The organism is Actinocrispum sp. NPDC049592, from assembly GCF_040675465.1.
Lineage (GTDB): Bacteria > Actinomycetota > Actinomycetes > Mycobacteriales > Pseudonocardiaceae > Kibdelosporangium.
This window is the reverse complement of the sequence record NZ_JBFAPA010000029.1, coordinates 45,339-70,496: the sequence shown is the minus strand read 5'-3', so window position 1 is coordinate 70,496 and position 25,158 is coordinate 45,339. Positions and strand designations below refer to the sequence as shown.

Genomic DNA, 25,158 nt, shown 5'->3' with positions numbered 1-25,158 from the left:
CGATCTCAGCGAAGACTCCCTTGCCGACAGCCAGAACTCCCCCACCCGCGGCTGGGGGATAACCCCCCTTACTCGGGGTCGTAGCCGAGGTTGGGCCGCAGCCAGCGCTCGACTTCGGCCAGGTCAAGACCGCGGCGGGCGGTGTAGTCGTCGATCTGGTCCTTGCCCAGCCGGCCCACGGTGAAGTACCGCGAGGCGGGGTGGGCGAAGATCAGGCCGCTCACGCTGGCCGCCGGGGTCATGGCGAACGACGACGTCAGGCCCATGCCGAGGTTGTCCGACTCGAGCAGCTCGAACAGGTCCTGCTTGAGGCTGTGGTCCGGGCTGGCCGGGTAGCCCAGCGCGGGCCGGATGCCGCGGAACCGCTCGGCGTGCAGGTCCTCGAGCTTCGGGTCGGCGTCCGGCTCGAACCAGTCCCGCCGCGCCTTGAGGTGGATGTACTCGGCGAACGCCTCGGCGAGCCGGTCGGCCAGGGCCTTGACCATGATCGACTTGTAGTCGTCGTTGCGCTCCTCGTAGGACGCCGCGAGCTGCTCGGCGCCGTGGATCGCCACGGCGAACCCGCCGAGGTGGTCACCGGCCGGCGCGATGTAGTCCGAGAGGCAGCGGTTCGGGCGGTTCTCCGGCTTCTCGGTCTGCTGGCGCAGCATCGGGAACTTCACGCCGTTCTCCAGGATGATGTCGTCACCCTCGGAGTGGGCGGGCCAGAAGCCATACGCCCCAACGGCCTGGAACGAGCCGTCGGCGATGATCTGGTCCAGCAACGCGTTCGCGTCGTCGAACAGCTCGCGGGCCACCGGCTGGTCCAGGATCGCCGGGAACTTGCCCTTCAGCTCCCAGGCCAGGAACAGGAACTGCCAGTCGATCATCTCGCGCAGCTCGGCGATCGACGGACGGACGACCCGCAGGCCGGTGAAGTCAGGCGTCGGGATGTCCGCGAAGGACACGACCTCGCGGTTCGCCCGAGCCTGCTCAATGGTCAGCAGCGCCTTCTGGTGCCGGTTCGCGTGCTGCTCGCGCAGCCGCTCCTGCTCGGCGATGTTCTCCTTGTGCAGCACCTCGGCGCGGTCCGGGTCCAGCAGGTCCGACACCACACCGACCACACGGGACGCGTCGAGCACGTGCACCGTGGTCTCGTCGTAGACGGGCGCGATCCGCACGGCGGTGTGCTGGCGGGAGGTCGTGGCGCCACCGATCAGCAGCGGCAGCTTCAGCCCGCGCCGCTGCATCTCCGACGCCACACTGACCATCTCGTCCAGCGACGGCGTGATCAGCCCGGAAAGCCCGACGGCGTCGGCACCTTCGGCCACCGCAGTGTCCAGGATGACCGACGCGGGCACCATCACGCCGAGGTCGATCACCTCGTAGTTGTTGCAGCCCAAGACAACGCCCACGATGTTCTTGCCGATGTCGTGCACGTCGCCCTTGACCGTTGCGAGCACGATCTTCCCGTTGCCGCGCCCGGTGTCCCGGCCCTCCAGCCGGGCCTGCTCCTTCTCCTCCTCCATGAACGGCTCGAGGTAGGCGACCGACCGCTTCATCACGCGCGCGCTCTTGACCACCTGCGGCAGGAACATCTTGCCGGAGCCGAACAGGTCACCGACGATCTTCATGCCGTCCATCAGCGGTCCCTCGATCACCTCGAGCGGACGCGCCATCTCCTGGCGGGCTTCCTCGGTGTCCTCTTCGATGTAGTCGACGATGCCGTGCACCAAAGCGTGCGCGAGCCGCTCGCGAACCGTGCCCTCGCGCCAGGACAGGTCGACGATCCGCTTGGTTCCCTGCCCGCGAACGGTCTCGGCGAACTCGACCAGCCGGTCGGTGGCGTCCTCCCGCCGGTCGAACAGCACGTCCTCGACCAGCTCCAGCAGGTCGGCCGGGATGTCCTGGTACACCGCGAGCTGACCGGCGTTCACGATGCCCATGTCCAGGCCGGCCTTGACGGCGTGGAACAGGAACGCCGAGTGCATCGCCTCGCGCACGACGTTGTTGCCGCGGAAGGAGAACGACAGGTTCGAGATACCGCCGCTGATCCGCACGCCCGGGCAGCGCTGCTTGATCTGCGGCAACGCGTCGATGAACGCCTTGGCGTACCCGTTGTGCTCGGCGATACCGGTGGCCACAGCGAGCACGTTCGGGTCGAAAATGATGTCCTCGGCCGGGAAACCGGCCTTCTGGGTCAGCAGGTCGTAGGCACGGGCGCAGATCTCGACCTTGCGCTCGGTGGTGTCGGCCTGGCCCTGCTCGTCGAACGCCATCACCACGACACCGGCGCCGTAGTCACGGATCTTGCGGGCGTGCTCGAGGAACGGCTCCTCGCCCTCCTTGAGGCTGATCGAGTTGACCACGCCCTTGCCCTGCACGCACTTGAGCCCGGCCTCCAGGACCGTCCACTTGGAACTGTCCACCATGATCGGGATCCGGGCCACCTCCGGCTCGGTCGCGATCAGGTTGAGGAACGTGGTCATCGCCTGCTCGCTGTCCAGCAGGTCGGCGTCCATGTTGACGTCCAGCAGGTTCGCACCGCCGCGGACCTGGTCCAGCGCCACGTCGACGGCGGCCTGGTGGTCGTCGCCCTCGATCAGCTTGCGGAACTTGGCCGAGCCGGTGACGTTGGTGCGCTCACCGATCATCACGAACCCGGTGTCCTCACCGATGCCGAACGGCTCCAGGCCGCTGAACCGGGTGGTGTGCCGCGGCGAGGCCAGCTCGCGCGGCGCCTTGCCGCGCACGGTCTCGGCGATCTTGGCGATGTGCGCGGGGGTGGTGCCGCAACAGCCGCCGACGACGTTCACCATGCCGGAGTCGGCGAACTCGCCCAGCAGCGCGGCCGTCTGCTCGGGGGTCTCGTCGTAGCCACCGAAGGCGTTCGGCAGACCGGCGTTCGGGTGGCTGGCCACGTACGTGTCCGCTAGGCGGGACAACTCGGCGACGTGCGGGCGCATCTCGGCGGCGCCGAGCGAGCAGTTCACGCCGACCATCAGCGGCTTGGCGTGCTCGATCGAGCTCCAGAACGCCTCGACGGTCTGCCCGGACAGCGTGCGGCCGCTCAGGTCGACGATGGTGACCGAGATCCACAGCGGCAGCTGCGGCGCGACCTCGCGGGCGGCGGCGATGGCGGCCTTGCAGTTCAGCGTGTCGAAGATGGTCTCGATCAGCAGCAGGTCCACGCCGCCCTCGGCGAGCGCCGCGATCTGCTCCGCGTAGGCGGCCTTGACCTGGTCGAACGTCACCGCGCGGAACGCCGGGTCCTCGACCTTCGGCGACAGCGACAGGGTGACGTTCAGCGGGCCGATCGACCCGGCGACGAACCGGCCGCCCGCCTCGTCGGCGGCCTGGCGGGCGATCTTCGCGCCCTGCACGTTCATCTCGCGCACCAGGCGCTGCAGGCCGTAGTCGGCCTGGCCGATGCTGGTGGCGGTGAAGGTGTTCGTCGTGGTGATGTCCGCGCCGGCGGCCAGGTACTGGCGGTGCACGTCGAGGATGACGTCCGGGCGGGTCAGGTTGAGCAGGTCCGGGTCGCCGGTCACGTCGTGGGTGTGGTCGGCGATCAGGTCGCCCCGGTAGTCCTCGGGAGTGAGCCTGGCACCCTGCAGCATCGTGCCCCACGCACCGTCGAGCACGACGATCCGCTGGTCCAGCAGTTCTCGCAGGGTATTCACCATGGCATCCTCCCGTTGTCCAGGAGGCGCCCTTCGGTGGTGGAATGGGCCGAGCGTGGCGGGCTTGGCGGCCCGTTGCAGCGCCTCTCGACCGCACCCAAGGATAGCGGAAGACCCGATCACGATCCGAGCCACACAGGTGGACGCCTCTCGCCGAACGCCCGGGGTCCCTCGACCGCGTCGTCGGACGCCAAAACGGCCTGATAGCGCGGTAAACGCCGAAAAATCCGGTAGCCGTCGGCCACCGATTCCGTCTCACATGTTGAGATGATCTCCTTGATGGCCGAGATGGCAAGCGGTGCCGAAGCCTCGGTCATGCGGGCCAGCGCCAGGGCTGCGGCGACCGGATCCGCGTCCACCCGGTTCACCAAACCCCACGCCAGCGCCTCTTCGGCGGACATCCGGCGGCCGGTGAGCAGCAGCTCCATGGCGATCGCCCGGGGCAGCCGTTTCGGCAGCCGCAGCACCCCGCCGGAGTCCGGCACGAGCCCGAGGGTGGCCTCCGGCAGGGCGAACCGGGCTTGTGGACCGGCCACAATCAGGTCGGCGGCGAGGGCCAGCTCGAACCCGCCGCCCAGTGCGGGACCGTTCACGGCCGCGATGACCGGTTTGTCGAGGGTGAACAACTCGGTCAGCCCGGCGAAGCCACCCGGGCCGTGGTCGGCGTCGACCGCTTCGCCCGCCTTGAGGTCCCAGCCGGCCGAGAAGAATTCGCCCGATCCGGTGATGATGGCGACCCGCAACGCCCGATCCTGCTGCAGCCGGTCGAAGGCGGCGTACAGCTCGTGGCTGGTGGCTACGTCGATCGCGTTCACTTTGGGCCGGTCCAGGGTGATGACCAGGGTCTTTCCGTCGACGTCGGTCCGCACGGCGGTCATCGCCGGATCAACGCGTCCACCGCGACAACTCCTTTGGGGCACACCACAAGGGGGTTCACATCCAGCTCGGCGACCGCGTCCGCCTGCGCATACGCGGCGATTGCGAGGACGGCCTCGAGAACCGCGTCGACATCACCAGGCTCCCGGCCTCGAAAACCGGTGAGCAACGGCCAGATCTTCAACGACGTCAAGGCTTCCCGGACCTCGTCCCGATCAACGGGAAACAACAGCGTGGCCGTGTCGCGCAACAACTCCACCAGCACGCCACCGGCGCCGATCGTGAGCAGGTGGCCGAACTGGGGGTCGTGCCGGACGCCGACGATCAACTCCGCCACCGCGCCGGGGACCATGCGCTCGACCAGGAACTCCTCGTAGGGCATGTCCTGCACGGCCACTACCACGGCTTTCGCGTTTTCCAGGCCGAGGCGGACCGCGTTCAGCTCGGACTTGTGGGCGACGCCGAGCGCCTTGACCACCACCGGACAACCGAGTTCTTCGGCCGCTTGAACGGGATCCCGGGTCCGCCGGCCGTCCGGCACCGGAACACCGTGGCCTGCCAGGGCCTCCTTGCTCTGCCACTCGTCGAGCAGCTGGGCGCTGCCGACCGGGATCACCGGCGCGATCGGCCGGGCTTCGCGGTCGACGCTCGCCGCGATGGCGTCCAGGCACTCGGGAAGCCCCTGCATGGGGGCGATTCCGTGGGCGATGAGCCGCTCGCCGAGGGACTCCGGGAGGTTCTCCGGGAGCAGGCTGACCACGCAGCCTCTTGTTGGCTTGGCGTCAATGAAAGCGTCCAGCGTGGTGCCCCACTCGTCACTCTGACACCGATCGTCACGGGGGAAATCGAGCATGAGCAGTTGGACATCGGTTTCCCGCAGCGCCGCGAAGCACTGGGTCTGTGCGGTCCGGTCGCCCCAGATATAGGTGTGGTAGTCGAGCGGGTTGCTGATGGCCACCTTGTCGCCGAGGACGACGGTCAGCGCCTCTCTAACAGTGTTAGAGAGGGGTGCGAGGTCCAGGCCACGGTCCTGAGCCAGGTCCGCGACCAGCGCCGCCTCGCCGCCGGAGCAGCTCGCCGAGGTGACCCTCTTGCCCGGCAGCGGGCCGTGGACGTGCAGGAACTTCAGCGTCTCGACGAACCTGGGCACGTCCCGGACGCGCGCGATGCCGAGCCGGCGGAACAGGGCGTCGTAGGCGATGTCCGGGCCGGCGAGCGAGCTGGTGTGGCTGACGGTGATCCTCGCGCCCTGCTCGGACGTGCCGGATTTCAGCACCACGAGCGGAGTTCCGCGGGTTTTCGACACGATCGCGGCCCGGGCGAAGGCTTCGATGTCGTCGAGACCCTCGATGTGCAGGCCGATCGCGGTGATCCGAGGGTCCGTGACCAGCTCGGTGATCAGCTCCGGGACGGTGACCCCGGCCATGTTGCCCACCGCGATCACGCAGCCGATCGGGAGGCTGCGGCGCTGCATGGTCAGGTTGACCGCGATGTTCCCGCTCTGCGTGATGATGGCGACGCCTCGCTCAACCCGCCGGCCGCCCTGCTGGTCCGGCCACAGCGCGGCGCCGTCGAGGTAGTTGAGCAGGCCGTAGCAGTTCGGGCCGATCAGGGGCATGCCGCCGGCCGCGTCGACCAGCCGTTGCTGCAACGCCTTCGCCCCGGTCTCGGCGAACCCCGACGCGTAGCAGACCGCTCCCCCAGCGCCTCTCGCCGCCAGCTGACCAACCACGTCTACAGTGGACTCACGGTTGACCGCGATGAAGCTGGCGTCCGGTGGTTCGGGTAAGGAATCCACGTCCGGGAAGCCGAGCCGGGGATGCACGAGCCAGATCTCACCGCGGTAGCCGAGGGCACGGCTCTGCCGGATGACCTCCTTGGCGTGGGCGCCGCCGACGACGGCGATGTGCCGGGGCGAGAGCAGCCTTTTCACGAGACCGCCCGCAGCAGCGAACGCGCGATGATGTGCCGCTGGATCTCACTGGTGCCGTCCCAGATCCGCTCCACCCTGGCGTCCCGCCAGAACCGCTCCACCGGGAGCTCGGCCATCAGACCCATCCCGCCGAACACCTGCACGGCCTGGTCGGTGATCCGGCCGAGCGCCTCGGAGGCGAACAGCTTGGCCATGGCCGCGTCCTGGTCGGTCATGCCGCCGTTGTCCTGTTTCCAGGCCGCCCGCAGGGTCAGCAGCTCGGCCGCCTCCAGCTCACACACCAAGTCCGCCAACGCAAAGCTCACACCCTGGAAGCTGCCGATGGTCCGGCCGAACTGTTTGCGGGTAGCCGCCCACGCGATCGCCATGTCCAGTACCCGCCTCGCCCGGCCCACACTCGCCGCGGCGACCGTCAACCTGCTGGCCCCCAGCCACTCCCCCATCAGCTCGAAGCCGCGTCCTTCCACCCCAAGGAGTTGCTTGGCGGGGATCCGGCAGCCCTCGAAGATCAGCTCGCACTGGTGGTACCCGCGATGGGACACGCACTGCGATCCTCTTCGGACAGTCAGCCCTGGCGCGTTCGTGTCGACGAGAAAGCACGAGATCCCGGCATCGGCCCGCGCGAACAGGATCACGAAGTCGGCCAGGTCGGCGTGGCTGATGAAGTGCTTGGTGCCGTTGATGACGTACTCGCCGCCCTGCCGCTCGGCCCGCGTGCGCATGGATCGCACATCGGAGCCGGCGCCCGGCTCGGTCATCGCCAGGCAGTCGTGCCGCTCGCCCCGGATCGCGGGCAGCAGGTACGTGTCGATCTGATCGCCTTGGCAGGCCAGGAGAATGTTGCTCGGCCGGGCCACGAGCATCTGCAGCGCATACCCGGCCCGCCCCAGCTCACGCTCGACCAGCGTCACGCCAACGGCATCCAGGCCGCCACCGCCGAGTTCAGCGGGCATGTTCGGGGCGTACAGGCCCGCGGCCAACGCCTTGGCGCGGATATCCCGCGCCAGCTCGGGTGGCACCTCGTCGAGGCGCTCCACCAGGTCCTCGTGCGGGTACAGTTCGGTCTCGGCGAAGTCCCGGACCGTGTCGGCGATGAGAGCTTGCTCGGCTGTCAGGTCGAACCGCATCGGGCCTCCCGCTGGCGGCGAATACCGATCACACTGCCGGTCCGCACCGGCTTCGGGAGTACGGCGTGCTCGGCGTGCAGGGCCGAGAGCCGTTCGTGCAGCCAGGGCGGCATCGCCGTGACCCGGCCCGCACCCATGTCCACATGCAACAGCATCTGCTCGGCAGTGGCCAGCAGGTCCTCGTCGCAGTACATCTCGTGGAAGATGTGCAGCCGCTTGGTGTCCACGTCCAGCACACGGAGGGTGAAGGCCAGCTCGGCGCCCGCGCCGATCTCGCGGATGTTGTGCTGGTGAGTCTCCACTGTGTACAACGAGCGGCCACTGTCCCGGTAGGACTCGTCGATACCGACGTGCCGGAAGAAGGCGTCCGAGTTGTCGCCGAACGCCTGCAGGTACCGGAACTCGCTGACATGACCGTTGTAGTCCAACCAGTCGTCCGGGACGACCGTCTCATACAACCGCAGCGGGCCGGTCATCCCGTGGCCATTCGCGGGGTGTTCGCCAGCAACGTCTTGGTGTAGTCGGCTTCCGGCGTGTCCAGCACCCGTTCGGTCGGGCCGTCCTCGACGATCCGGCCGTCCTCGAGAACGACCGTCCTCGTGGCGATCGACCGGACCAGCGCCAGGTTGTGGGTCACGAAAAGCATGGACAGGCCGCGGGTCTGCCGCAGGTCGTCCAGCAACGCGATGATCGACGCCTGCACGGACACGTCCAGCGCCGACGTCACCTCGTCGCAGATCAGCACTTCCGGCTCGCACGCCAGCGCTCGCGCGATCGCCACCCGCTGTCGTTCCCCGCCGGACAGCCTCACGGGCAGCAATCCCTTGGCAGAACGGGGCAACGAGACCTGGTCGAGCAGTTCGAGGACCCGCTTCTCCGCGTCGGCACCCTTGGCCAGCCCGAACAGGATCACCGGCCGCCGGATGATCTCGCCGACCGTCATCCGCGGATTCAGGGCCAGGTAAGGGTTCTGGAAGACGTACTGGATCGACTTGCGCAGCTGGGGAGTCCGTTTGCGAGCGCCCGCGGGCACCGGCTGGCCCTCGAACAGGATCGAGCCAGTCCATTCGTCGTGCAGGCCACCGATACACCGGGACAACGTCGACTTGCCGCTCCCCGACTCACCCACGAGTGCCACGCAACCGTTGCGTGGCACCGAGATGTCAATGTCGTGCAGAATCTCGACCCGGCCGTAGGACGCCGACAGGCCCGCGACTTCCAGAACCGTGTCCGTGGCATCGCATTCGGCCGCCGGCGCGGCCATCGGGACGGCGTTCGGCTGTGCTCGCACGTGTTCGGCCCGAAGACACCGGGACAACAACCCGCTGACCTCGATGACCGGCGGCTCGACCTCGGCGCACTCGGACTGCTGGTACTCGCAGCGATCGTGGAACCGGCAGCCCGACGGCCGATGCCCGGGCGACGGCGCATGGCCCGCGATCCCAGTCAGCACGCGGGGTTCGGTCACGCTCGGCACGGCCGCGAGCAATGCCCGGGTGTACGGGTGGGACGGGGCTGCGAAGATCTCCTCCTTGGTCCCGATCTCCACGATCTGCCCCGCGTAAAGCACGGCCACCCGATGCGCCAACTCGCCGACGACAGCCAGGTCGTGGGTGACGTAGACGGCCGCGACCTTGTGCCGTTGGCAGAGATCCCGCACTGTCTCCAGGACGTGCGCCTGGTTGGTCACGTCCAGGCCGGTCGTGGGTTCGTCGAGGACGAGAACCTTGGGCCGCAACGCGAAGGCCATCGCGATCACCACCCGCTGAGCCTGCCCGCCGGACAGCTGATGCGGATACCGCCTCAGGAACTCCTCGTCACTGGGCAGAGCGACTTCCGCGAGCACCTCGCGGACCCGTTCGTCGCGTTGCGCGGGCGTCCCGGACTCGTGCACGTCCAGAACCTCACGGATCTGATAACCCACCCGCAGCACCGGGTTCAGTGACGCGGCCGGGTCCTGTGGCACGTACGCGACCACCGACCCACGCCGTTTCCGGGACACCGCAACAGGTTGGCCGAGCAGCTCGGTGCCGTCGATGTCCACCGTCCCGGCCACGATCCGCGCACCACGCCGGGCATGCGCCAGCAACGCAGTGCCCACAGTGGTCTTCCCGCTGCCCGATTCGCCGACCAGGGCGAGAATCTCGCCGGGAAACACCTCGAAGCTGATCTCGTCGACCACATCCGGTCCTGCGCGGTCGAGCTGAACCTTCAGGCCCGCAACGGAACACGACGCTGTGGTCATGCCGACGCCTCCTCGTTCTGGTCGGCGTTGGCCGCCGCTGCGGCGATCCCGTCGGCGACGAGGTTCGTGCCCACCGTCAGGACCGCGATCGCGATCACCGGCGCGAGGATCGCCCAGGGCTGCACGAGCAGCGCCAGGCGGTTCTCGTTGATCATCATGCCCCAGTCGGCCGCCCGCGGATCGGCGACGAACCCGAGGAACCCGATCGACGCGACCAGCCCGATCGAGTACGTCAGCCGCAGGCCCAGCTCGGCCAGCAGTGGTCCGGACATGTTGGGCAGCAGCTCACCGAACATGATCCGCCCGCGCGGTTCGCCCATCGCCTCAGCGGACTGGATGAACTCCCTGGTGGCCAACGTGGTCGTCATCCCTCGCGTCAGCCGCGCAACACGAGGAGCGTGCGAGAGCCCGACGATGACGATGATCAGCCACTGCTGCGGCCCGGCGACCGTCAGCAACACCAGCGCCAGCACGATCTGCGGGAAGGCCAGCACGACGTCGGTGAGCCGCATGATCACCTCGTCCAGCCATCCTTTGGCGTACCCGGCGACCAGGCCAGCGACCACACCGACGACCATGCCCAGCACGGTCGCCAGCACCGCCGTCACCAGGACCGAGAACCCGCCTTCCAGCAACCGGCTCAGCACGTCCTGTCCCAAGTAGTCAGTGCCGAAGGCCGCCTTGCCACCGGGTTTCGCGTACGGACGGCCGACGATGTCGTTCGGCCCGTGCGGCGCCAGCAAAGGACCGAGGAGCGCGACCACCGCGATCACGCCGGTCAGCACGAGACCCGCCCACGTGCGCGGGTACCGCAGCGACACCCGGAAAGCCCGGCTCCAGGACCCGTTCATCGCACCGCCGTCCTCAGCCGGGGCGTGACCAGGATGGTCAGCACGTCCGCGATCAGGTTCACCACCACGTAAACCGCCGCGATCAGCAGCGCAAGCGCTTGCACCACCGGCAGGTCACGGTTGCGCACGGCGTCGACGAGGGTCATGCCGATGCCCTGGTACTGGAAGACGTTCTCCACCACCACGATCCCGCCGGCCAGCCACGCCAGCTGCAACGCCATCACCTGGATCGCGGGCACGACAGCGTTTGCGAGCGCGTGTCTGCGGACGGCAAGGCCTTCAGGCAGCCCCTTGAGCCGGGCCATCTCCACGTAGTCGCTCTCCAGCACCTCGATCAGCGACGCCCGCAGAATCCGGCTCACATAAGGGACCACCGCCAGCACAAGAGTCAACACCGGCAGGACCATGGCCTGAACGTTCGTCCAAGGTGGACCGCCGGCCGAAAGCGACACCGACGGCAGGATCCGGAACACGGTGGTCGACAGCAACGCCACCAACAGAATGCCGATCACGAACTCCGGAAGAGCCGCGACGGCCAGCATGATCACCTGTATCAGGCTGTCTGTTCGCTTGCCGTGCCGCCGGGCGGCCACGATCGCCAGGAACCCGGCCACCGGGATGATCACAACCGCGGCGATGAGCACCAGGACCGCGCTGTTGGCGATCCGCGGCCCGATCAGCGCGCCGACCGACCCGCCGCCGGTCAGCGACTCGCCGAGGTCACCGGTGAACACCCCGCCCAGCCAGGAGAAGTAACGCTCCACAATGGACTGGTCCATGTGCAGCCTGGCCTGCAGGGCGGCCAGCCGCTCGGGGGTGGCCGACCGGCCCAGGATGGCCCGGGCCGGATCGCCGAGCGCGTTGGTGGCCAGGAAGACCACGATCGAGATCAGCCACAGCGTCAGCGCGGCGAGGCCGAGCCGACGCAGCAGCCACTTGGTCCAGGCCCTGCCCGGCTCAGGTGCTGACCGAGACACTACGGAACCCGTAGGAGGACAACGGCATGTTGCGGTCCGGTACGAACCCGGTGACCTTGGCCGAGTAGGCGTCCACCTGGTTCTTGAAGCCCCAGATGATGTGCCCGCCGGTGTCGTACTCGATCTTCTGGGCTTGTTTCAGCAGGTCCGTGCGCTTGCCCTTGTCCAGCTCGCGCTGGGCCCGGCCGATCAGGTCGACGAACCCCGGGTCGTTCCAGTGCGTCTCGTTGAAGGACGAAGTGGACAGTGACCCGTTGGCCACCTGCGGCAGGTAGCTGCGGGTGAACCAGTAGTCCTGGGCGAACGGCCAGCTCAGGTAGTCCTTGCCGTAGAAGGTGGCCGAGTCGGTGTTGCGGATCTGCACGGTCACCCCGGCGCCCTTGGCCTGCTCGGCGAACAGCTGCGCCGCCTCGACCGCGCCCGAGCCGATGCCGCTGGAGGTCACCAGCTCGACGGTCATGCTCTCGTGGCCCGCGGACTTGAGCAGCGACTTGGCCTGGTCCAGGTCCTGGTGTCGTTGCGGCAGTTCGGATGCGTAGGCCGGGTCGAAGGGCGCGTACATGTCGTTGCCGATCCGGCCCTGCCCGTTGAGCGCCTGCGCGACCATCTGCGGCCGGTCCACGATCAGCCGGAACGCCTGGCGCACCCGGACATCGTCGAACGGCGCCGAGTCGACCCGCATGGTGAACGGCGTCCACGAGGCGGTCTCGGAGATCAACACCTGTGCCCCGGCCGCCTTGACGACATCCATTTGCGAGGTGGGCAGGTTGTCCAGGCAGTCGATCTGCCCACTGAGCAGCGCGTTGACCTTGGCGGTGTCATCGGGGAAGTCGATGATCACCAGCTCGTCCGGCAACGCCTTGTCCCGCCAGTAGTTGTCGAACCGGGTGAACGTGCTCCGGCCGCCCGCGGCGAAGTCCTTGAAGGCGAACGGCCCGGTGCCGACCGGCTTGGTGAGGTCGAAGCCGACCGGCACGATACCCATCATGTACTGGGCGAGCTGGTCGTCCAGCACGGAGTAGGCGTACTTCAGCGGGATCTCGACCGTGGTGGCGTCGACCCGCTTGAGCGCGCCGCCGTCGATCATCGCCAGGCCGGTGGCGCCGATCCCGGGCTGCTTCGGGTCGAGGATCCGGCGCAGCGAGAAGATCACGTCGTCGGCGTCGACGGTCTTGCCGTTGTGGAAGGTCAGGCCGGACCGGATCTTCAGCGTCCACACCTTCGCGTCGGCCGAGGGCGTGAGCGACTCGCCGAGCAGCGGCTCGATCTCGTACTTGGCGTTGCGGGTGAACAACGGCTCGTACAGGTTGAGGCAGCGGGCCTGGTCGGGATAGGTCACCGGGTTGTGCGGGTCGAGGGTGTCCTTGGCCCCGCCGCCGGTGGCGCCGACGCGCAGCACCCCGCCCGGCTTGCCACCGGCCGCTGCCGGTGCCGGGTCACCGCCGCCGCACGCCGTGAGCATCCCGCCGGCGGTCACCGCCAGGCCGAGCAGTCCGCCGCGGCGCAGTAAGTCCCGGCGGGTCAAGGGGAAACCGGTCATGGTCAAAGGCCTCACCTTCGAGTCGTGTGCTCTAATGGCGCGATGACCGTTCGAATGGCGTGACGATAGACACGTATCGTGAGTCCGGTCAAGAGCGACCCCCGGGAGCAAGGAGGCAGCGAATGTCCTCGGCTGATCTTGAAGCGAACGAGCCTAGCGGGGGCACCTCGGGCCGCGTGCAGTCACTCGAACGAGCGATCGCCCTGCTGCACGCGGTGGCGGAAAGCTCGCCGGAGGGCGAGTCCGTGGCCAACCTGGCGATCCAATGTGGACTCAACCGGGCCACCGCCTGGCGTCTGCTCAGCACCATGGAACTGCACTCGCTGGTCGAGCGGGACCCGGGGACCAACCGGTACGCGATCGGCTTCGCGATCACCCGGATGGCCAGCGCCGCGGGCGTGGACGGCCTGGTGCGCCGAGCCCATGGGATCATCCAACGCCTGTCTGAGCAGACCGGCGAGACGGCCGCCCTGGCGGTGGTCCGGCGGCTCGGAATGACCTATGTGGACGAGGTGTCACCGCCGGTCGTGCTCAGCGCCAAGTGGCTGGGCAGACGCGTGCCCCTGCACGCCACCTCGACCGGTAAGGCCCTGCTGGCCTGGCTGCCGTCCGCCGAGGTCGCCTCGCTGCTGGCCGGACCGCTCACCGCGTACACCGACACCACGATCGCCGACATGCCCCGGCTGGTCGAGGAGCTGGAGCGAACCAGGATCCGCGGGTTCGGCGTGTGCGCGGGTGAGCTGGAACCGAACCTCTACGGGGTGTCCGCCCCGGTGCTCGACGGCCGCGGCCGGCCGTACGCGGTGGTCAGTGTCTGGGGTTCCAAAGATCGTGTTCCCCCAACGAGATTCGACGCTCTGGGGGTACTCGCGCAGGAGGCCGCCGCGGACATCGCCAAAGAGACCTCTTGACAGACCGGACCCCGTGGCGCATGTTCAAATAGCGCGATGCTTGTTCGCTATATGCGATAGCGAGGGTCTTCCATGCCAGATACCCGCAAGGTCATCATCACCTGCGCGGTGACCGGATCCGGCCACACGCCGACCATGTCGCCGCATCTCCCGTTCACCGTCGAGGACGTGGTCGCCGAGTCGGTGGCCGCGGCCGAGGCCGGCGCGTCCGTGATCCACCTGCACGCCCGCGATCCCAAGGACGGGCGCCCCACCCCGGACCCGGCCGTGTTCATGGAGTACCTCAAACCCATCAAAGCGAACACGGACGCGGTTGTCAGCATCACAACGGGTGGTGGCACCGGCATGACCGTGCAGCAGCGGCTCGAGATCGTCGACGTGGCCAAGCCCGAGCTGTGCACGCTCAACCTGGGCACGATGAACTACGGCGGCTTCCCGATGATCGAGAAGCACCGCGGCGCCTGGAAGTTCGACTGGGAGGAGCCGTACCTGGAGAGCACCAGGGTGGAACCGTTCGTCAGCACGTACTCCGACATCGAGCACATGCTGCGCACGGTCGGCCCGGAGACCGGGGCGCGGTTCGAGTTCGAGGCCTACGACGTCGGCCACCTCTACACCCTGGCCTACTATCTGGACCTTGGCCTGGTCGAGCCGCCGATCTTCCTGCAGACCGTGATGGGCGTGATGGGCGGCATCGGCGCCGAGGTGGACCACCTCGTCCACATGCGACGGACCGCCGACCGGCTGCTCGGCGACGCCTACCAGTGGTCCGTGCTCGGCGGCGGGCGGCACCAGTTCAACATGATCACCGCCGCCGCGGTGATGGGCTCGCACGTCCGGGTCGGCCTGGAAGACGGCCTGTATCTCGGTAAGGGTCAGCTCGCACAGTCCAATGCGGACCAGGTGCGCAAGATCAGGCGGATCCTCGACGAGCTCTCGCTCGAGGTCGCCACGCCCGCGGAGACCCGGGAGATCCTGCGGCTCAAGGGCTTGGACAAGGTGGCGTTCTGATGCCCGCCCCGGGGGACGTCCAGACGGTCGGGGTGGTCGGCACCGGGGTGATCGGCGGCGGCTGGGCGGCGCACTTCCTGCGGATGGGGTACGACGTCCTCGCCCACGACCCCGGCCCCGGCGCCCAGGACCGGCTGGAAGCCCTGGTGGACAACGCCTGGCCGGCGCTGGAGCGGCTCGGGCTCGCGGCCGGGGCGGCCCGCTCCCGGCTGCGGTTCGTGTCCACTTTGGCCGAAACGGTGTCCACAGCGGACTTCGTGCAGGAGTCCACGCCGGAGAACCTGGACGCCAAGATCCGGGTCCTCGCCGAGATCGACGACGCCACGCCCGCTTCGGTGGTGGTCGCATCTTCCACGTCCGGCTTCGCCATGACCGACATGCAGGTGTCGTGCTCGAACCCGGAGAGGTTCGTGGTGGGGCACCCGTTCAACCCGCCTTACCTGATCCCCCTGGTGGAAGTGGTCGGCGGCAAGGCGACCGCCGATGAGGCGGTCACCTGGGCCGACGAGTTCTACCGGCTGGCGGGCAAGGTGCCGCTGAAGATGGACCGCGAGCTGCCCGGGTTCCTCGGCAACCGGCTGCAGGAGGCCATGTGGCGCGAGGCGTTGCACATGGTCGCGGCCGGGGAGGCGACGGTGTCCCAGATCGACGCGTCCATCGCGCACGGTCCGGGTCTGCGCTGGGCGTTGATGGGGCCGCTGCTGACGTTCCACCTCGCCGGCGGGCCGGGCGGGATGGCGCACATGCTCGACCACTTCGGACCCGCGCTGCTGGAACCCTGGACCCGGCTGGCCGCCCCGGAGTTGACACCGGACCTGCGGGACCGGATGGTGGCCGGGTGCGAGGAGGAAGCGGCCGGGCGGTCGATCGCCGAGCTGGCGCGCCGCCGGGACGACTTCCTCGTGGACCTGTTGCTGCTGCTGGAGAAGCATGGACGCTGAGCCGTTCCGCGAGTACACCACCGAGGTCCGTCCGGAGTGGATCGACTACAACAACCACATGACCGACTCCGCCTACGCGGCGGTCGCCTCGGAGGCCACCGAGGTCTTCCTCGCCACGCTCGGCCTGAGCGCGGACTACCAAGCCGCCACTGGCTGCACGACCTACACGGCAGAGACGCACATCTACTTCAAGAAGGAAGCCGCCCTCGGCGCGAGGATCACCGTCGAAACGGTCCTGGTGGACACCGACCCCAAAAGGATCCGGCTCCGGCACACTCTGGCCACCCCGGACGGCCCGATCGCCACCGTGGAGTCCTTGTACCTCCACGTGAACCAGCACACCGGACGCGTCGAACCGTTTCCCGCCGACCGGCAGCACCTGCTCAACGAAATCACCACTCTCCACAAAGAACTCAGCTGACTCGGCACAAGGGCTGCTATGTCGCGGCGCGTGGGGACGACTTCGCGCGACCGGACCGGCTGGTGCTGTTCACCGACGCGGTGATCGCGATCGCCATCACGCTGCTCGTGACCGGACGTTCGAGCATGTGAAGGTGTACGACCGGTGGTTGATGTGGATGAACATCGCCTGGACCAACGCCGTCAGCGCAACGGGCCTGATGGCGCTCGCGTCGCTGCTGACGGCGTTGGTTCCCCCGTTGAACTACTGGACGTTGCTCGCCCTGGTGCTGTCCCCGTTGGTGATCATGGTGTGGGCACGGTTCCAGCCATCAGTGCGTGAGGAGGGCCAGAGCCTTGGCCAGCCCGGGGTCGCGGCCCTTGGACAGGTCCTCCGCGGTGCGCGGCAGGTAGATGTCCGGTGCCACCCCGACGCCGTTGATCACCTCGCCGTTGGCGCCCTTCTCGTGCTGCTCGGGGAAACTGATGAGACTGTTGTCCGACAACAGGTATCCCCCAGCCGGACCGGAGACCGCCCCAGCGGTCCGGGTGCCGATGACCGTTCCCAGCTTGAGGTCCTTGACCGCGCTGGTGAACGCGTCGCAGGCGGATGCGCACTCGCGGTCGGTCAGCACGACCAGCGGGATGTTCAGCAACGGCACCGAATCGTCGGTCTTGTTCGGCGTGCACGTCCCCGCGCGGTCACACCAGAAGCTGTAGGTCTTGTTGTGCACCAAGGCACTCACCAGCTTGCGCACCGCATCCGGTGAGCCGCCGCCGTTGCCGCGCAGGTCCAGGACCATCCCCTTGACCGTGCCCATGTCCTTGAGCACCTGGAAGATCTGGTCGGCCGCGTCCGGCGCGAAGCCGTGCAGCACGAGACTGGCGATGTCCCCGGGCAGCTTCTTGGACTCCAGCAGCTGCCGCGGCGGCGCGTCGAAGAACTTGGGCTTCATGGTGACCGTCCACGTGCGACCGGTCGCCGGCCGTTTGACGGTCAGCCGCACCTGGTCACTGCGCGGGTAGTCCTGCCCCAGCAGCTTGTACACGCCCGGCGACGGGACACCGTCCACAAAGGGCGTCTGCCCGTTGACCGCCTCGATGATGTCGCCGACCTTCAGGCCCGCGTCGGTCGCGACCTGGGCCACAGCCGTGATGTAGACCGGTGGCACGGCCTGGTCCGGCACGTTCTGCATCAGCGGCGGCGCCGGCGACACCAGGAACCCCAGACCGTACGGCTTGTCCTGGGGCGGCCGCGGGCCAGGATGCTGCCAGTGCGCGTGGTTGTCGTCGAGACTCGCGACCATCTTGGTCATCGCGGCCTCGGCGACCGCCTGCCGGACCTCCGGACTGAGCCGCCCGGTGACCCGGTCGTAGACCGCCTTGAAGGCCTCCCAGTCGCTGTCGCGGTCGCCGGTGAAGGCAGGCACGGTGGCGTCGGCCTGGTCCAGACCGCGCTTGTGCAGCTCGTTGGCCAGCCCGCTGAACGCGCTCTGCAACAGGGATCGGTTGTCGACCACCCTGGCGTAGTGGTCGCCGATACAGAAATACGCCTGCCCGATGTTCTCGGACGTGGTCGCGGTGGGTGGCTGCGGTGGCCCTTGCGGCCGCGCGCACGCCGGCGGTTTCGCCGCGTTCGCACTGCTGCCGACCAGGATCGCGGACGCACACAGCACCGGAACCAGCCATAATGCTCGTTTCATGGTGGGAACGCTAGGAATCCGGCCGTTTGCTGATCGGAACGGCGACTGTTACCGGGCCCTTATGGCGGTCGGAGAAGAGTTGGCGGGATGAGGGTGCTGGTGGTGGAGGACCACGTGAAGCTCGCGAACACCATCGCGGCGGGGCTGCGCCGCGAGAAGATGACCGTGGACATCGCCCTGGACGGCGCCGAAGCACTCCAGCGCACCGGGCTGACCAGCTACGACGTGCTCGTGCTCGACCGGGACCTGCCCCGGTTGCACGGCGACGACGTCTGCCGTGCGCTGGCCGGTGGCGAGCCGCGGATCCTGATGCTCACCGCGGCGAGCACGGTCTGCGACCGGGTCGACGGCCTGGGCCTCGGCGCCGACGACTACCTGGCCAAACCGTTCGCGTTCGCCGAGCTGGTGGCGCGGGTCCGGGCTTTGGGGCGGCGCAGCACTCCGGCGCTGCCGCCGACACTGACGCACGGCGATCTGCGCGTCGACCCGGCTCAGCGGGTGGCGTCCCGGGGCGGGCAGCGGCTGGTGCTCAGCCCCAAGGAGTTCGGCGTGCTGGAGGTGTTGCTGCAGGCCAGGGGCGCGGTGGTGGCCGCCGAAGAGCTGCTCGACCGGGTCTGGGACGAGCTGGCCGACCCGTTCACCAGCACGGTGAAGATGACCGTGAGCCGGCTGCGGGCCAAGCTCGGCGACCCGCCGCTGATCGAGACCGTCGCCCAGGCCGGCTACCGGATCTGACATGCCCCGGCGGACCATCCGGCTGCGGCTGACGACCCTGTACGGCGGCCTGTTCCTGGTCTCCGGGATCGCGTTGCTGGCCATCATGTACACGCTCTCCAAGACCGTGTTCCAGGCTCCGCGCCCGCCGGGCGACGGCCCGGTGTCGATCCCCTTGGCCCCCTTGGGGCTGCCGCCGTCGCACACCGAGGCGCCGGTCCCCGAGGCACTGGTCGCGCTGGCGATCATGACGGTGGTCTCGATCGGGCTGGGCTGGCTGGTCGCCGGCCGGATCCTGCGGCCGCTGCGGGTGATGACCGCGACCACCCGGCTGATCTCCGAGGACAACCTGCACCGGCGGCTGGCCGTCCAGGGCCCGGGCGACGAGCTGAAGGACCTCGGCGACACCATCGACGGCCTGCTGGCCCGGCTGGAGGCCGCGTTCGAGGCGCAGAAGCGGTTCGTGGCCAACGCTTCGCACGAGCTGCGCACGCCGTTGACGTTGGAGCGGGCCATGTTGGAGGTCGCGCTCGCCGACCCGGACGCCACCGCGGAGACGCTCCGGGCCACCTGCGAGGAGGTGCTCGCGGCCGGGGAGCACCAGGAACGGCTGATCGACGCGCTGCTGACGCTGGCCCGCAGCCAACAAGGCGTGCACCACCGCGTGCCGGTGGACTTGGCGCAGGTCACGGCGACGGCATTGCGGCGGCCGATGGAGCTGCCGGTGTCCGCGGGCCTCAAGTTCGCGCCGATCTCCGGGGACCCACGGCTGATCGCCCAGCTGGTGACGAACCTGCTGGACAACGCCCAGCACCACAACATCCCCGGCGGGTCGGTGTCGGTGAGCACCTCGCGGATCCCCGGGTACGCGGTGTTCTCGGTGACCAACACCGGGCCGGTCATCCCCGCGGCGGAGATTCCCCGTCTGCTGCAACCGTTCCAGCGGATGGGCGCGTCCCGCACCGGCGACCGGTCCGGGCTCGGACTGTCCATTGTGGCCGCGATCGCCAAGGCGCACTACGCGATGCTGGACGCCCGCCCGGGACCGTCCGGCGGCCTGACCGTGAACGTGATCTTCCCCGAACGGCCTAATCACTCCACCGTGGACTGAACTTTCCGGCTGTCCTGTTCGGACGCTCCTACCGTCGAAGCCACTCGCCGGAACGAAAGGAGTGCATGAATGAGTGCGATCTCCCGCAGGGCAGCGATCCTGGCCGTGCCAGCCGCCGGAACCATTGCGATCGCCCACGCCAGCCCCGGGGACCAGGTCATCTCGTTCACCGCCAAGCGATCCAAGGACACCCTCCCGGTCAGCCCGCCGCTGGGCGCGCCGTTCATCATCTACTACACCCTGCTCGACCCCACCGGCGGCTCGGTCGGCGACGGCTCGCTGCTCGGCATGGTCGTGGACGTCGTGGTGGACGTGCCGCCCAAGATCGTGGTGCAGACCAAATCGATCTTCCGGCTGCCCGGCGGCGAGATCCACGTCAGCGGCATGGAGATCCGCAAAGTCCCCGACCCCGGCGTGAAACGGCCGATCGCCGTGGTGGGCGGCACCGGCATCTACGCCTCCGCCCGAGGCGAAGGCACCATCGAACACCAAACCGCCGACCTCTCCGCGGTGAGTCTCACGGTGACAACGGGCTGACGCGCGTTTTGTGGGCGTGGTGGCCATTCGTTGATCGAAACGGGTGGCCATCACGCCCTATTCGGCCGCCTCGGCGTCGAGCACGGCACCGGCTTCAGGAGGCATCAGTGGATGCGTCGAAGCATTCCGTCGAATTGATGGACGCGAACCAATGTCTTGACGCGGCCGTTGAGGCTGACAAAATCATCGCCGCAGCCCAGGCGGGTCGGGGTGGGGCTAGGCGCGGATGGTCATCCGGGAGACCAGGTTGCCTTCGACGCGGAAGCTGAAGTGGCTGGGGCCGTTGAAGCCGTTGCCGCCGACCTGGGCGGTGACCACGATCTCGTCCTCGACCTGTTCGGCCTTCTCGACCTGGAGGCTGACCTGTTTGCCGATGAACTCGTTGTCGCTCCAGTGCCGGATCTTCTGCGCGCCACGGAACTCGCGGCCCCAGTCGTCCACGACGCCGTCGGGGGTGAACCCGCCGAGGAACGCGTCGATGTCGTTGGCGTTGGCCGCGTCCAGCAACGCCTGGATTGGTGCGGGGATGGTCACTTCTCCTCCTTGGACTACCGGCCAGCGGCGCCACACCGCCACATGCAGGATGACACCGGTGCCGATTGCGTTCAACGCGGTGATGGCCACCCACTCGTCCTGGTGAATCCCGGACAGGCCAGGGTCCACACTGGACAGTGCCCAGTAGAGCAGACCGCCCAGGGCCAAGGCCGCGAGCACGGCGCCCAGTCGTGGGGACAGCTTGGTCCACGGCCAGCTCTCGAACAGCATCGAGGAGATCAGCACGGCCGCGATGGTGCACGCGCTGACGGCGAAAACGGGCCAGCGCAAGGCATCCATGATCAGGAAGGCCAGCCAGCCCGACACGATCACCATGAGGTTGCCGACGATCAACCGCACCGCGCGGTTGGCGATCTTCGAGAACGGCCAGCCGCGCAGGGTCACGAAGAACAGCACCTGGAACACGCCCATGGTGATCAGCAGGGCACCGTCGATGCGGTAGATCGCCAGGCCCAGCGCCCAGCCGACGACCAGCGCGGCCAGCCCGGCGGGCACCCGCGGCAGGCGGCGCAGCGGCCAGCCCTCGGTGACCAGGGTGAGCTGCAGGAACGCCACGAACACGGCTCCGGCCAGCGGCATCGAGTGCGGGTAGGCCTCACCGCGGAAGATCGCGGCCAGGTCCAGTTCGCCGGTGACGGCCTGGCCGATCGGGGTCAGCACCACGCCGGAGGCCACGATCAGCAGGGTGTCGGTCAGCCCGGACCAGCCCGCCCGCAGCGCGGTGCCGGGCCAGTCCTCCCACCAGAACGCGATCATGCCGATCACCGGCAGCGCGTAGGTGCACAGTGGACCGAGCACGCGCACCGAGTTCTCGGCGCCACCGGCCGAGAAGGTCAGCAGGAGGAACACGGGCACGACGAACAGCAGCCCGGCCACGCCCCGGACGGGCTGGGCGGCCTTGTGCTTCGCCGGCTCGGTGAGCGGCGGACTCGCGGGCAGCGGCGAGGTTCCTCGGTATGCGACGGTCATCGCGCACAGCATCCATGGCGGGATGCGGAATTTCTCCCCCGAAGTTGCGCGACTATCGCCGCGAATTGCCGCGGTACGCGAGCGGTGATACCCCGTGTACGCGCCGGAACGCCGCGGCGAACTGGCCGGGACTGCGGTACCCGCACGCGATGGCCACCTGCAGGACCGACAACGGGCTCTCCCGCAGCAGCTGCGCGGCGTGGTGCATCCTCAGGTCCACCAGGTAGCGGTGCGGGGTGAAGCCGGTGGCCGCCTTGAACATCCGCAGCAGGTGGAACTTGCTCAGGTTCGCCTGCGCGGCGAGATCATCGAGGCTGACCTCCTCGTGCAGGTGCTCCTTCATGTACGTGGTGAGCTTGCGCACGGTCCGGTCACCCATCGTGCCCTCGCCGCGCAGCCCGTACAGCAGGTGCGCGGCCAGCGCCTGGGCGATCGAGTCGGCGTACAGGCTGGGCGCACCGTCCGCGAGGGCCTTGTTCAGCGTGGTCAGCCCGGTCCGGACGAACGGGTCGTCCAGGGACAGCAGGTCCGGCACACCGCGCTTGCCCAGTGCCTCGGCGGTCTCGGCGATCATCTGCCCGCTGATGTGCGCGTGGAACGACTCCAGCCGTTCGTCCGAAGTGGACCGCCAGCGCAGCAGGCTGGAGTTGCCCGGCGCGGTGATGCCGACCGACCCGGCCCGGTACTGCGCGCGGCCCTTGCCGCTCTCGATGTCGTACACGCCTTTGGTGACCATCACCATGAGCAGGTCGTCGGACGGCCTGGTCTGGAACGCGTCCACCTCGGCCGGATCCACATAGGTCTCCGCCCGGACCGCCCCCCAGCCCAGCGCACTGCTGGACGTCACCAGCTCCCCAGGGGACGAGCACTGGTCAGTCACCGCGAACCTCCACACCTCCGGCCGTTGGCGAAATGGTAGCCGCACACCCCGGAGTGACTGCGAACTGTGACCGTCCAACAACATTACGACAACCACGTCCCGGACCCGTCACGGGACTGTCCCGGCAACTGGATCGTTCCGCCCTCCGACCTGGCGAGATCTTGCCAGCCGTCCAGCATGTGGACACAGGAGTCCACATGCGAGCTCACCGGTGGTGACCGCCTCCGCCACCGCCGTACCGGCCGGCGCTGCCGCCGTAGCTGCCGCTGCCGTAGCCGCCGCCCGTGTAGTAGTAGTACTGCAACCACCACGGGTACTGCGTCACCGTGTCATCGGCCGACGGCGAGGGCGGCGCCTGGGTGGCCGGGGGCGCGGGCCGCGGAGTGGATGTCTGCCTGGGTTTGGCCGCGGGCTTGGCCTGCTCGCTGACCGGCGGGGTGCTGATCTCGGTGGTGGCCGCGGCGTGCGGGATCTCCGGTATGTCCACTGTCGACGGTCTCGGCATGGCCAGTTCGGTGTTCTCCGCCTGCGGCACCACGATCCGCATGTCCGGCGGGACATCAGGGCCACCGCTCGCCACCATCATCGCCACCACGGCCGCGAGCACACCGAATGTGCCCAGCCCGGCCAAGCCCAGCGTGCGCCTCACTGACCCTCCTCCCAGTCCCCTGCGCCGACCAGTGCAGCACATCGGCGGGGAGGATCAAGCGATCATGTAGGTGAGGCATTGCCGGTCACGAGGTGGTGATCTTGTCCAGGTTCGGGCCGCCGTCACCCGTCCGCGAGGTGGCCCGGATCTTGTTGCCACCGCCCAGAAGACTCACCCGGATGGTGAGCACGCGGTAGGCAGAGAAGCTGCCCGTGGACGGGAAGTCCAGTGTGTCCACCAGGATCCCATTCACGGTGATGTCCATCGGCCGGTCCCCGCTGTTGCCGTTGGCGAACCGGAACGACACGTCGGTCTGGCCGGTGCGGCTCGCGTTCACCGTCCACTGCACGAAACTTCCGGCAACGTTGTCAGTGTCGACGAAACCGCGCCCGGTGAACCCGCCCGGCGAGGACTTCACAACACCGTTCTGGATCAGGGCGTCCTCGGCCTGGAAGTCCACACCTTGCGGCAGGGTCACGGTTTCCCGGCGCGGCGGTGGCTGCCGGTTCGGCGGCTCGGAGGTGGTGGCGGGCGGCGGTGGCGGCTGCGAAGTGGTGGAGTCCGGGCTGGTCGCCTGTTCCAACGGCGGCAGCGCGGACACGCTCGTCGTCGGCCTGGGCAGGGCCAGTTCCGAGTCCTGTGCCTGGGGCACCTGGAGAGGCGACGACGCCGGCTGAACCTCGGGGGTCATCAGCATCGACACCACGATGGCCACGGCCGCACAGGAAGCGCCCCCGACCACGGCCCACTTGAGCCTTCGCTTCACCAGACCTCCTCACGCGGCTACTGCATAAGGAGTAACACACGAGAAGGGACGATCATGGAATCATGCGAACAAGGCATCTTTGCGGTGCGAACAAAGTTATGACCAGGCCGTTGACACAGCGCCAATTCGCCCGCCCCTGGCCTGCCACGACATCCCAGTGACCGGAAATCCTTCTGTGCGAGCAAAGTCAGCCCGGCAAGCCCGCCACGAATGGGTTCTTGCCAGAACGGCGTGACGGGTGTAAGCGAAGTCCTACCCGGACTCGGGAAACACCGTCTCACCTGGACTCGAGCGGTCCGAACGCGAGCGTCCCGGCCGCCTCGATGTCATCCCCCGCCCAGAACTCCAGCCACAGTTCGGCGAACTCCGAACGCGACAGCCGGCCGTCGCCGTCGTGGTCCAGCCGCGGGAAGACCGCGTCCGTATCGGTGGGACGGCCGCGCCAGGCGTCCATCATGGTCCGGTACTCGTCCGGGGAGATGTAGTCGTCGCCGTTCCGGTCGACCGCGTCGAACATCGCGTCGGCGGTCGCGATCACCGCGTCGGGCATCCGCGGCAGCTGCTCCACCACCCCGAGCACACCGTCCACAGTGATCTTCTCGGCACCGGCGGCGCTACGCAGCGTGGACCACCAGCCCATCATCACCTCGGACAGCCGCTGCTCGTCCCCCGGTCCACGCAGGGACACCCAGCGCGAGGTGAGCGCCCTGAAGTCGTTCTCGTCCAGAAAACCATCACCGTCGGCATCCATCGCGGCGAAGACGACAGTCACTTTGCGCCGCTGCAAGTCGCTGGCCATAC

General features: G+C 68.4%; 22 protein-coding genes. 7 read left to right on the top strand and 15 right to left on the bottom strand.

The annotated features are described in order from the left end of the window. Positions 1–68: 68 nt before the first annotated feature. The 9 genes from metH to AB0J95_RS48575 form a co-directional block, all read right to left on the bottom strand. Positions 69–3,665: a methionine synthase gene (gene metH / locus AB0J95_RS48615; RefSeq protein ID WP_364773317.1), complete on the bottom strand. Its 3,597-nt coding sequence runs from the start codon at positions 3,663–3,665 to the stop codon at positions 69–71. 116 nt (positions 3,666–3,781) lie between these two features. Beyond that, positions 3,782–4,540 (bottom strand): enoyl-CoA hydratase-related protein, encoded by a 759-nt coding sequence (locus AB0J95_RS48610; RefSeq protein ID WP_364773315.1) that lies wholly within the window; start codon positions 4,538–4,540, stop codon positions 3,782–3,784. After that, a complete protein-coding gene (locus AB0J95_RS48605; RefSeq protein ID WP_364773314.1) occupies positions 4,537–6,471 on the bottom strand; it encodes an acetate--CoA ligase family protein in 1,935 nt (644 codons plus the stop codon). The genes AB0J95_RS48610 and AB0J95_RS48605 overlap by 4 nt, the downstream gene beginning before the upstream one ends. Continuing rightward, positions 6,468–7,598 (bottom strand): acyl-CoA dehydrogenase family protein, encoded by a 1,131-nt coding sequence (locus tag AB0J95_RS48600; RefSeq protein ID WP_364773313.1) that lies wholly within the window; start codon positions 7,596–7,598, stop codon positions 6,468–6,470. The genes AB0J95_RS48605 and AB0J95_RS48600 overlap by 4 nt, the downstream gene beginning before the upstream one ends. Next, positions 7,583–8,074, bottom strand: a complete 492-nt coding sequence (locus AB0J95_RS48595) for a thioesterase family protein (RefSeq protein ID WP_364773311.1) — start codon at positions 8,072–8,074, stop codon at positions 7,583–7,585. The genes AB0J95_RS48600 and AB0J95_RS48595 overlap by 16 nt, the downstream gene beginning before the upstream one ends. Next, positions 8,071–9,843, bottom strand: a complete 1,773-nt coding sequence (locus AB0J95_RS48590) for an ABC transporter ATP-binding protein (protein WP_364773309.1) — start codon at positions 9,841–9,843, stop codon at positions 8,071–8,073. Before AB0J95_RS48590 ends, AB0J95_RS48595 begins: the two co-directional genes overlap by 4 nt. After that, positions 9,840–10,694, bottom strand: a complete 855-nt coding sequence (locus AB0J95_RS48585; RefSeq protein WP_364773307.1) for an ABC transporter permease — start codon at positions 10,692–10,694, stop codon at positions 9,840–9,842. The genes AB0J95_RS48590 and AB0J95_RS48585 overlap by 4 nt, the downstream gene beginning before the upstream one ends. Further along, positions 10,691–11,671, bottom strand: a complete 981-nt coding sequence (locus AB0J95_RS48580; RefSeq protein ID WP_364773305.1) for an ABC transporter permease — start codon at positions 11,669–11,671, stop codon at positions 10,691–10,693. Before AB0J95_RS48580 ends, AB0J95_RS48585 begins: the two co-directional genes overlap by 4 nt. Beyond that, positions 11,652–13,211 carry an ABC transporter substrate-binding protein gene (locus AB0J95_RS48575; protein ID WP_364773303.1) on the bottom strand — a complete coding sequence of 520 codons (1,560 nt, stop codon included), beginning with the start codon at positions 13,209–13,211 and terminating at the stop codon, positions 11,652–11,654. The genes AB0J95_RS48580 and AB0J95_RS48575 overlap by 20 nt, the downstream gene beginning before the upstream one ends. 176 nt (positions 13,212–13,387) lie before the next feature. On the opposite strand from AB0J95_RS48575, the gene AB0J95_RS48570 reads away from it, so the two are divergent. The 4 genes from AB0J95_RS48570 to AB0J95_RS48555 all read left to right on the top strand — a co-directional run bounded on the left by AB0J95_RS48570 (position 13,388) and on the right by AB0J95_RS48555 (position 16,495). After that, the gene (locus tag AB0J95_RS48570; RefSeq protein ID WP_364773301.1) at positions 13,388–14,122 is read left to right on the top strand and encodes an IclR family transcriptional regulator; all 735 of its coding nucleotides are present in this window, start codon (positions 13,388–13,390) and stop codon (positions 14,120–14,122) included. Positions 14,123–14,194: 72 nt separating this feature from the next. Next, a complete protein-coding gene (locus AB0J95_RS48565) occupies positions 14,195–15,133 on the top strand; it encodes a 3-keto-5-aminohexanoate cleavage protein (RefSeq protein ID WP_364773299.1) in 939 nt (312 codons plus the stop codon). Further along, positions 15,133–16,074 (top strand): 3-hydroxyacyl-CoA dehydrogenase NAD-binding domain-containing protein, encoded by a 942-nt coding sequence (locus tag AB0J95_RS48560; protein WP_364773298.1) that lies wholly within the window; start codon positions 15,133–15,135, stop codon positions 16,072–16,074. Before AB0J95_RS48565 ends, AB0J95_RS48560 begins: the two co-directional genes overlap by 1 nt. Next, positions 16,064–16,495, top strand: coding sequence for a thioesterase family protein (locus tag AB0J95_RS48555; protein ID WP_364773297.1), 432 nt, complete (start codon positions 16,064–16,066; stop codon positions 16,493–16,495). Before AB0J95_RS48560 ends, AB0J95_RS48555 begins: the two co-directional genes overlap by 11 nt. Before the next feature lie 310 nt (positions 16,496–16,805). Here the strand turns inward: AB0J95_RS48555 and AB0J95_RS48550 are convergent, their stop codons facing one another. Continuing rightward, on the bottom strand, positions 16,806–18,176 hold the full coding sequence (locus tag AB0J95_RS48550) for a S41 family peptidase (protein WP_364773296.1): 1,371 nt from the start codon (positions 18,174–18,176) through the stop codon (positions 16,806–16,808). 87 nt (positions 18,177–18,263) lie between these two features. On the opposite strand from AB0J95_RS48550, the gene AB0J95_RS48545 reads away from it, so the two are divergent. From AB0J95_RS48545 to AB0J95_RS48535, 3 genes are all read left to right on the top strand, one after another. Continuing rightward, entirely contained in the window at positions 18,264–18,911 is a 648-nt protein-coding gene (locus tag AB0J95_RS48545; RefSeq protein WP_364773294.1) for a response regulator transcription factor, read from the top strand. 1 nt (position 18,912) lies between these two features. After that, positions 18,913–20,001, top strand: a complete 1,089-nt coding sequence (locus AB0J95_RS48540) for a HAMP domain-containing sensor histidine kinase (protein ID WP_364773293.1) — start codon at positions 18,913–18,915, stop codon at positions 19,999–20,001. 69 nt (positions 20,002–20,070) lie between these two features. Beyond that, positions 20,071–20,538 (top strand): hypothetical protein, encoded by a 468-nt coding sequence (locus tag AB0J95_RS48535; RefSeq protein ID WP_364773291.1) that lies wholly within the window; start codon positions 20,071–20,073, stop codon positions 20,536–20,538. A 216-nt stretch (positions 20,539–20,754) separates the two neighbouring features. Here the strand turns inward: AB0J95_RS48535 and AB0J95_RS48530 are convergent, their stop codons facing one another. The 5 genes from AB0J95_RS48530 to AB0J95_RS48510 form a co-directional block, all read right to left on the bottom strand. After that, positions 20,755–22,062 carry a nuclear transport factor 2 family protein gene (locus tag AB0J95_RS48530; protein WP_364773289.1) on the bottom strand — a complete coding sequence of 436 codons (1,308 nt, stop codon included), beginning with the start codon at positions 22,060–22,062 and terminating at the stop codon, positions 20,755–20,757. Between the two features lie 52 nt (positions 22,063–22,114). Then, positions 22,115–22,942 (bottom strand): AraC family transcriptional regulator, encoded by an 828-nt coding sequence (locus AB0J95_RS48525; RefSeq protein ID WP_364773288.1) that lies wholly within the window; start codon positions 22,940–22,942, stop codon positions 22,115–22,117. A 205-nt stretch (positions 22,943–23,147) separates the two neighbouring features. Beyond that, the gene (locus tag AB0J95_RS48520) at positions 23,148–23,591 is read right to left on the bottom strand and encodes a hypothetical protein (protein WP_364773286.1); all 444 of its coding nucleotides are present in this window, start codon (positions 23,589–23,591) and stop codon (positions 23,148–23,150) included. An 85-nt stretch (positions 23,592–23,676) separates the two neighbouring features. Continuing rightward, positions 23,677–24,357 carry a carbohydrate-binding protein gene (locus tag AB0J95_RS48515; protein WP_364773285.1) on the bottom strand — a complete coding sequence of 227 codons (681 nt, stop codon included), beginning with the start codon at positions 24,355–24,357 and terminating at the stop codon, positions 23,677–23,679. 277 nt (positions 24,358–24,634) lie between these two features. Further along, positions 24,635–25,156 carry an EF-hand domain-containing protein gene (locus AB0J95_RS48510; protein ID WP_364773283.1) on the bottom strand — a complete coding sequence of 174 codons (522 nt, stop codon included), beginning with the start codon at positions 25,154–25,156 and terminating at the stop codon, positions 24,635–24,637. Positions 25,157–25,158: the final 2 nt, after the last annotated feature.

Bases quoted from the DNA above. Each gene is read 5' to 3' on its own strand.
- AB0J95_RS48555 (WP_364773297.1), top strand. From the start codon at position 16,064: ATGGACGCTGAGCCGTTCCGCGAGTACACCACCGAGGTCCGTCCGGAG.
- AB0J95_RS48600 (WP_364773313.1), bottom strand. From the start codon at position 7,598: ATGCGGTTCGACCTGACAGCCGAGCAAGCTCTCATCGCCGACACGGTC.
- AB0J95_RS48590 (WP_364773309.1), bottom strand. From the start codon at position 9,843: ATGACCACAGCGTCGTGTTCCGTTGCGGGCCTGAAGGTTCAGCTCGAC.
- AB0J95_RS48585 (WP_364773307.1), bottom strand. From the start codon at position 10,694: ATGAACGGGTCCTGGAGCCGGGCTTTCCGGGTGTCGCTGCGGTACCCG.
- AB0J95_RS48560 (WP_364773298.1), top strand. From the start codon at position 15,133: ATGCCCGCCCCGGGGGACGTCCAGACGGTCGGGGTGGTCGGCACCGGG.
- AB0J95_RS48575 (WP_364773303.1), bottom strand. From the start codon at position 13,211: ATGACCGGTTTCCCCTTGACCCGCCGGGACTTACTGCGCCGCGGCGGA.
- metH (WP_364773317.1), bottom strand. From the start codon at position 3,665: ATGGTGAATACCCTGCGAGAACTGCTGGACCAGCGGATCGTCGTGCTC.
- AB0J95_RS48565 (WP_364773299.1), top strand. From the start codon at position 14,195: ATGCCAGATACCCGCAAGGTCATCATCACCTGCGCGGTGACCGGATCC.
- AB0J95_RS48510 (WP_364773283.1), bottom strand. From the start codon at position 25,156: ATGGCCAGCGACTTGCAGCGGCGCAAAGTGACTGTCGTCTTCGCCGCG.
- AB0J95_RS48535 (WP_364773291.1), top strand. From the start codon at position 20,071: ATGAGTGCGATCTCCCGCAGGGCAGCGATCCTGGCCGTGCCAGCCGCC.
- AB0J95_RS48545 (WP_364773294.1), top strand. From the start codon at position 18,264: ATGAGGGTGCTGGTGGTGGAGGACCACGTGAAGCTCGCGAACACCATC.
- AB0J95_RS48540 (WP_364773293.1), top strand. From the start codon at position 18,913: ATGCCCCGGCGGACCATCCGGCTGCGGCTGACGACCCTGTACGGCGGC.
- AB0J95_RS48595 (WP_364773311.1), bottom strand. From the start codon at position 8,074: ATGACCGGCCCGCTGCGGTTGTATGAGACGGTCGTCCCGGACGACTGG.
- AB0J95_RS48550 (WP_364773296.1), bottom strand. From the start codon at position 18,176: ATGAAACGAGCATTATGGCTGGTTCCGGTGCTGTGTGCGTCCGCGATC.
- AB0J95_RS48530 (WP_364773289.1), bottom strand. From the start codon at position 22,062: ATGACCGTCGCATACCGAGGAACCTCGCCGCTGCCCGCGAGTCCGCCG.
- AB0J95_RS48610 (WP_364773315.1), bottom strand. From the start codon at position 4,540: ATGACCGCCGTGCGGACCGACGTCGACGGAAAGACCCTGGTCATCACC.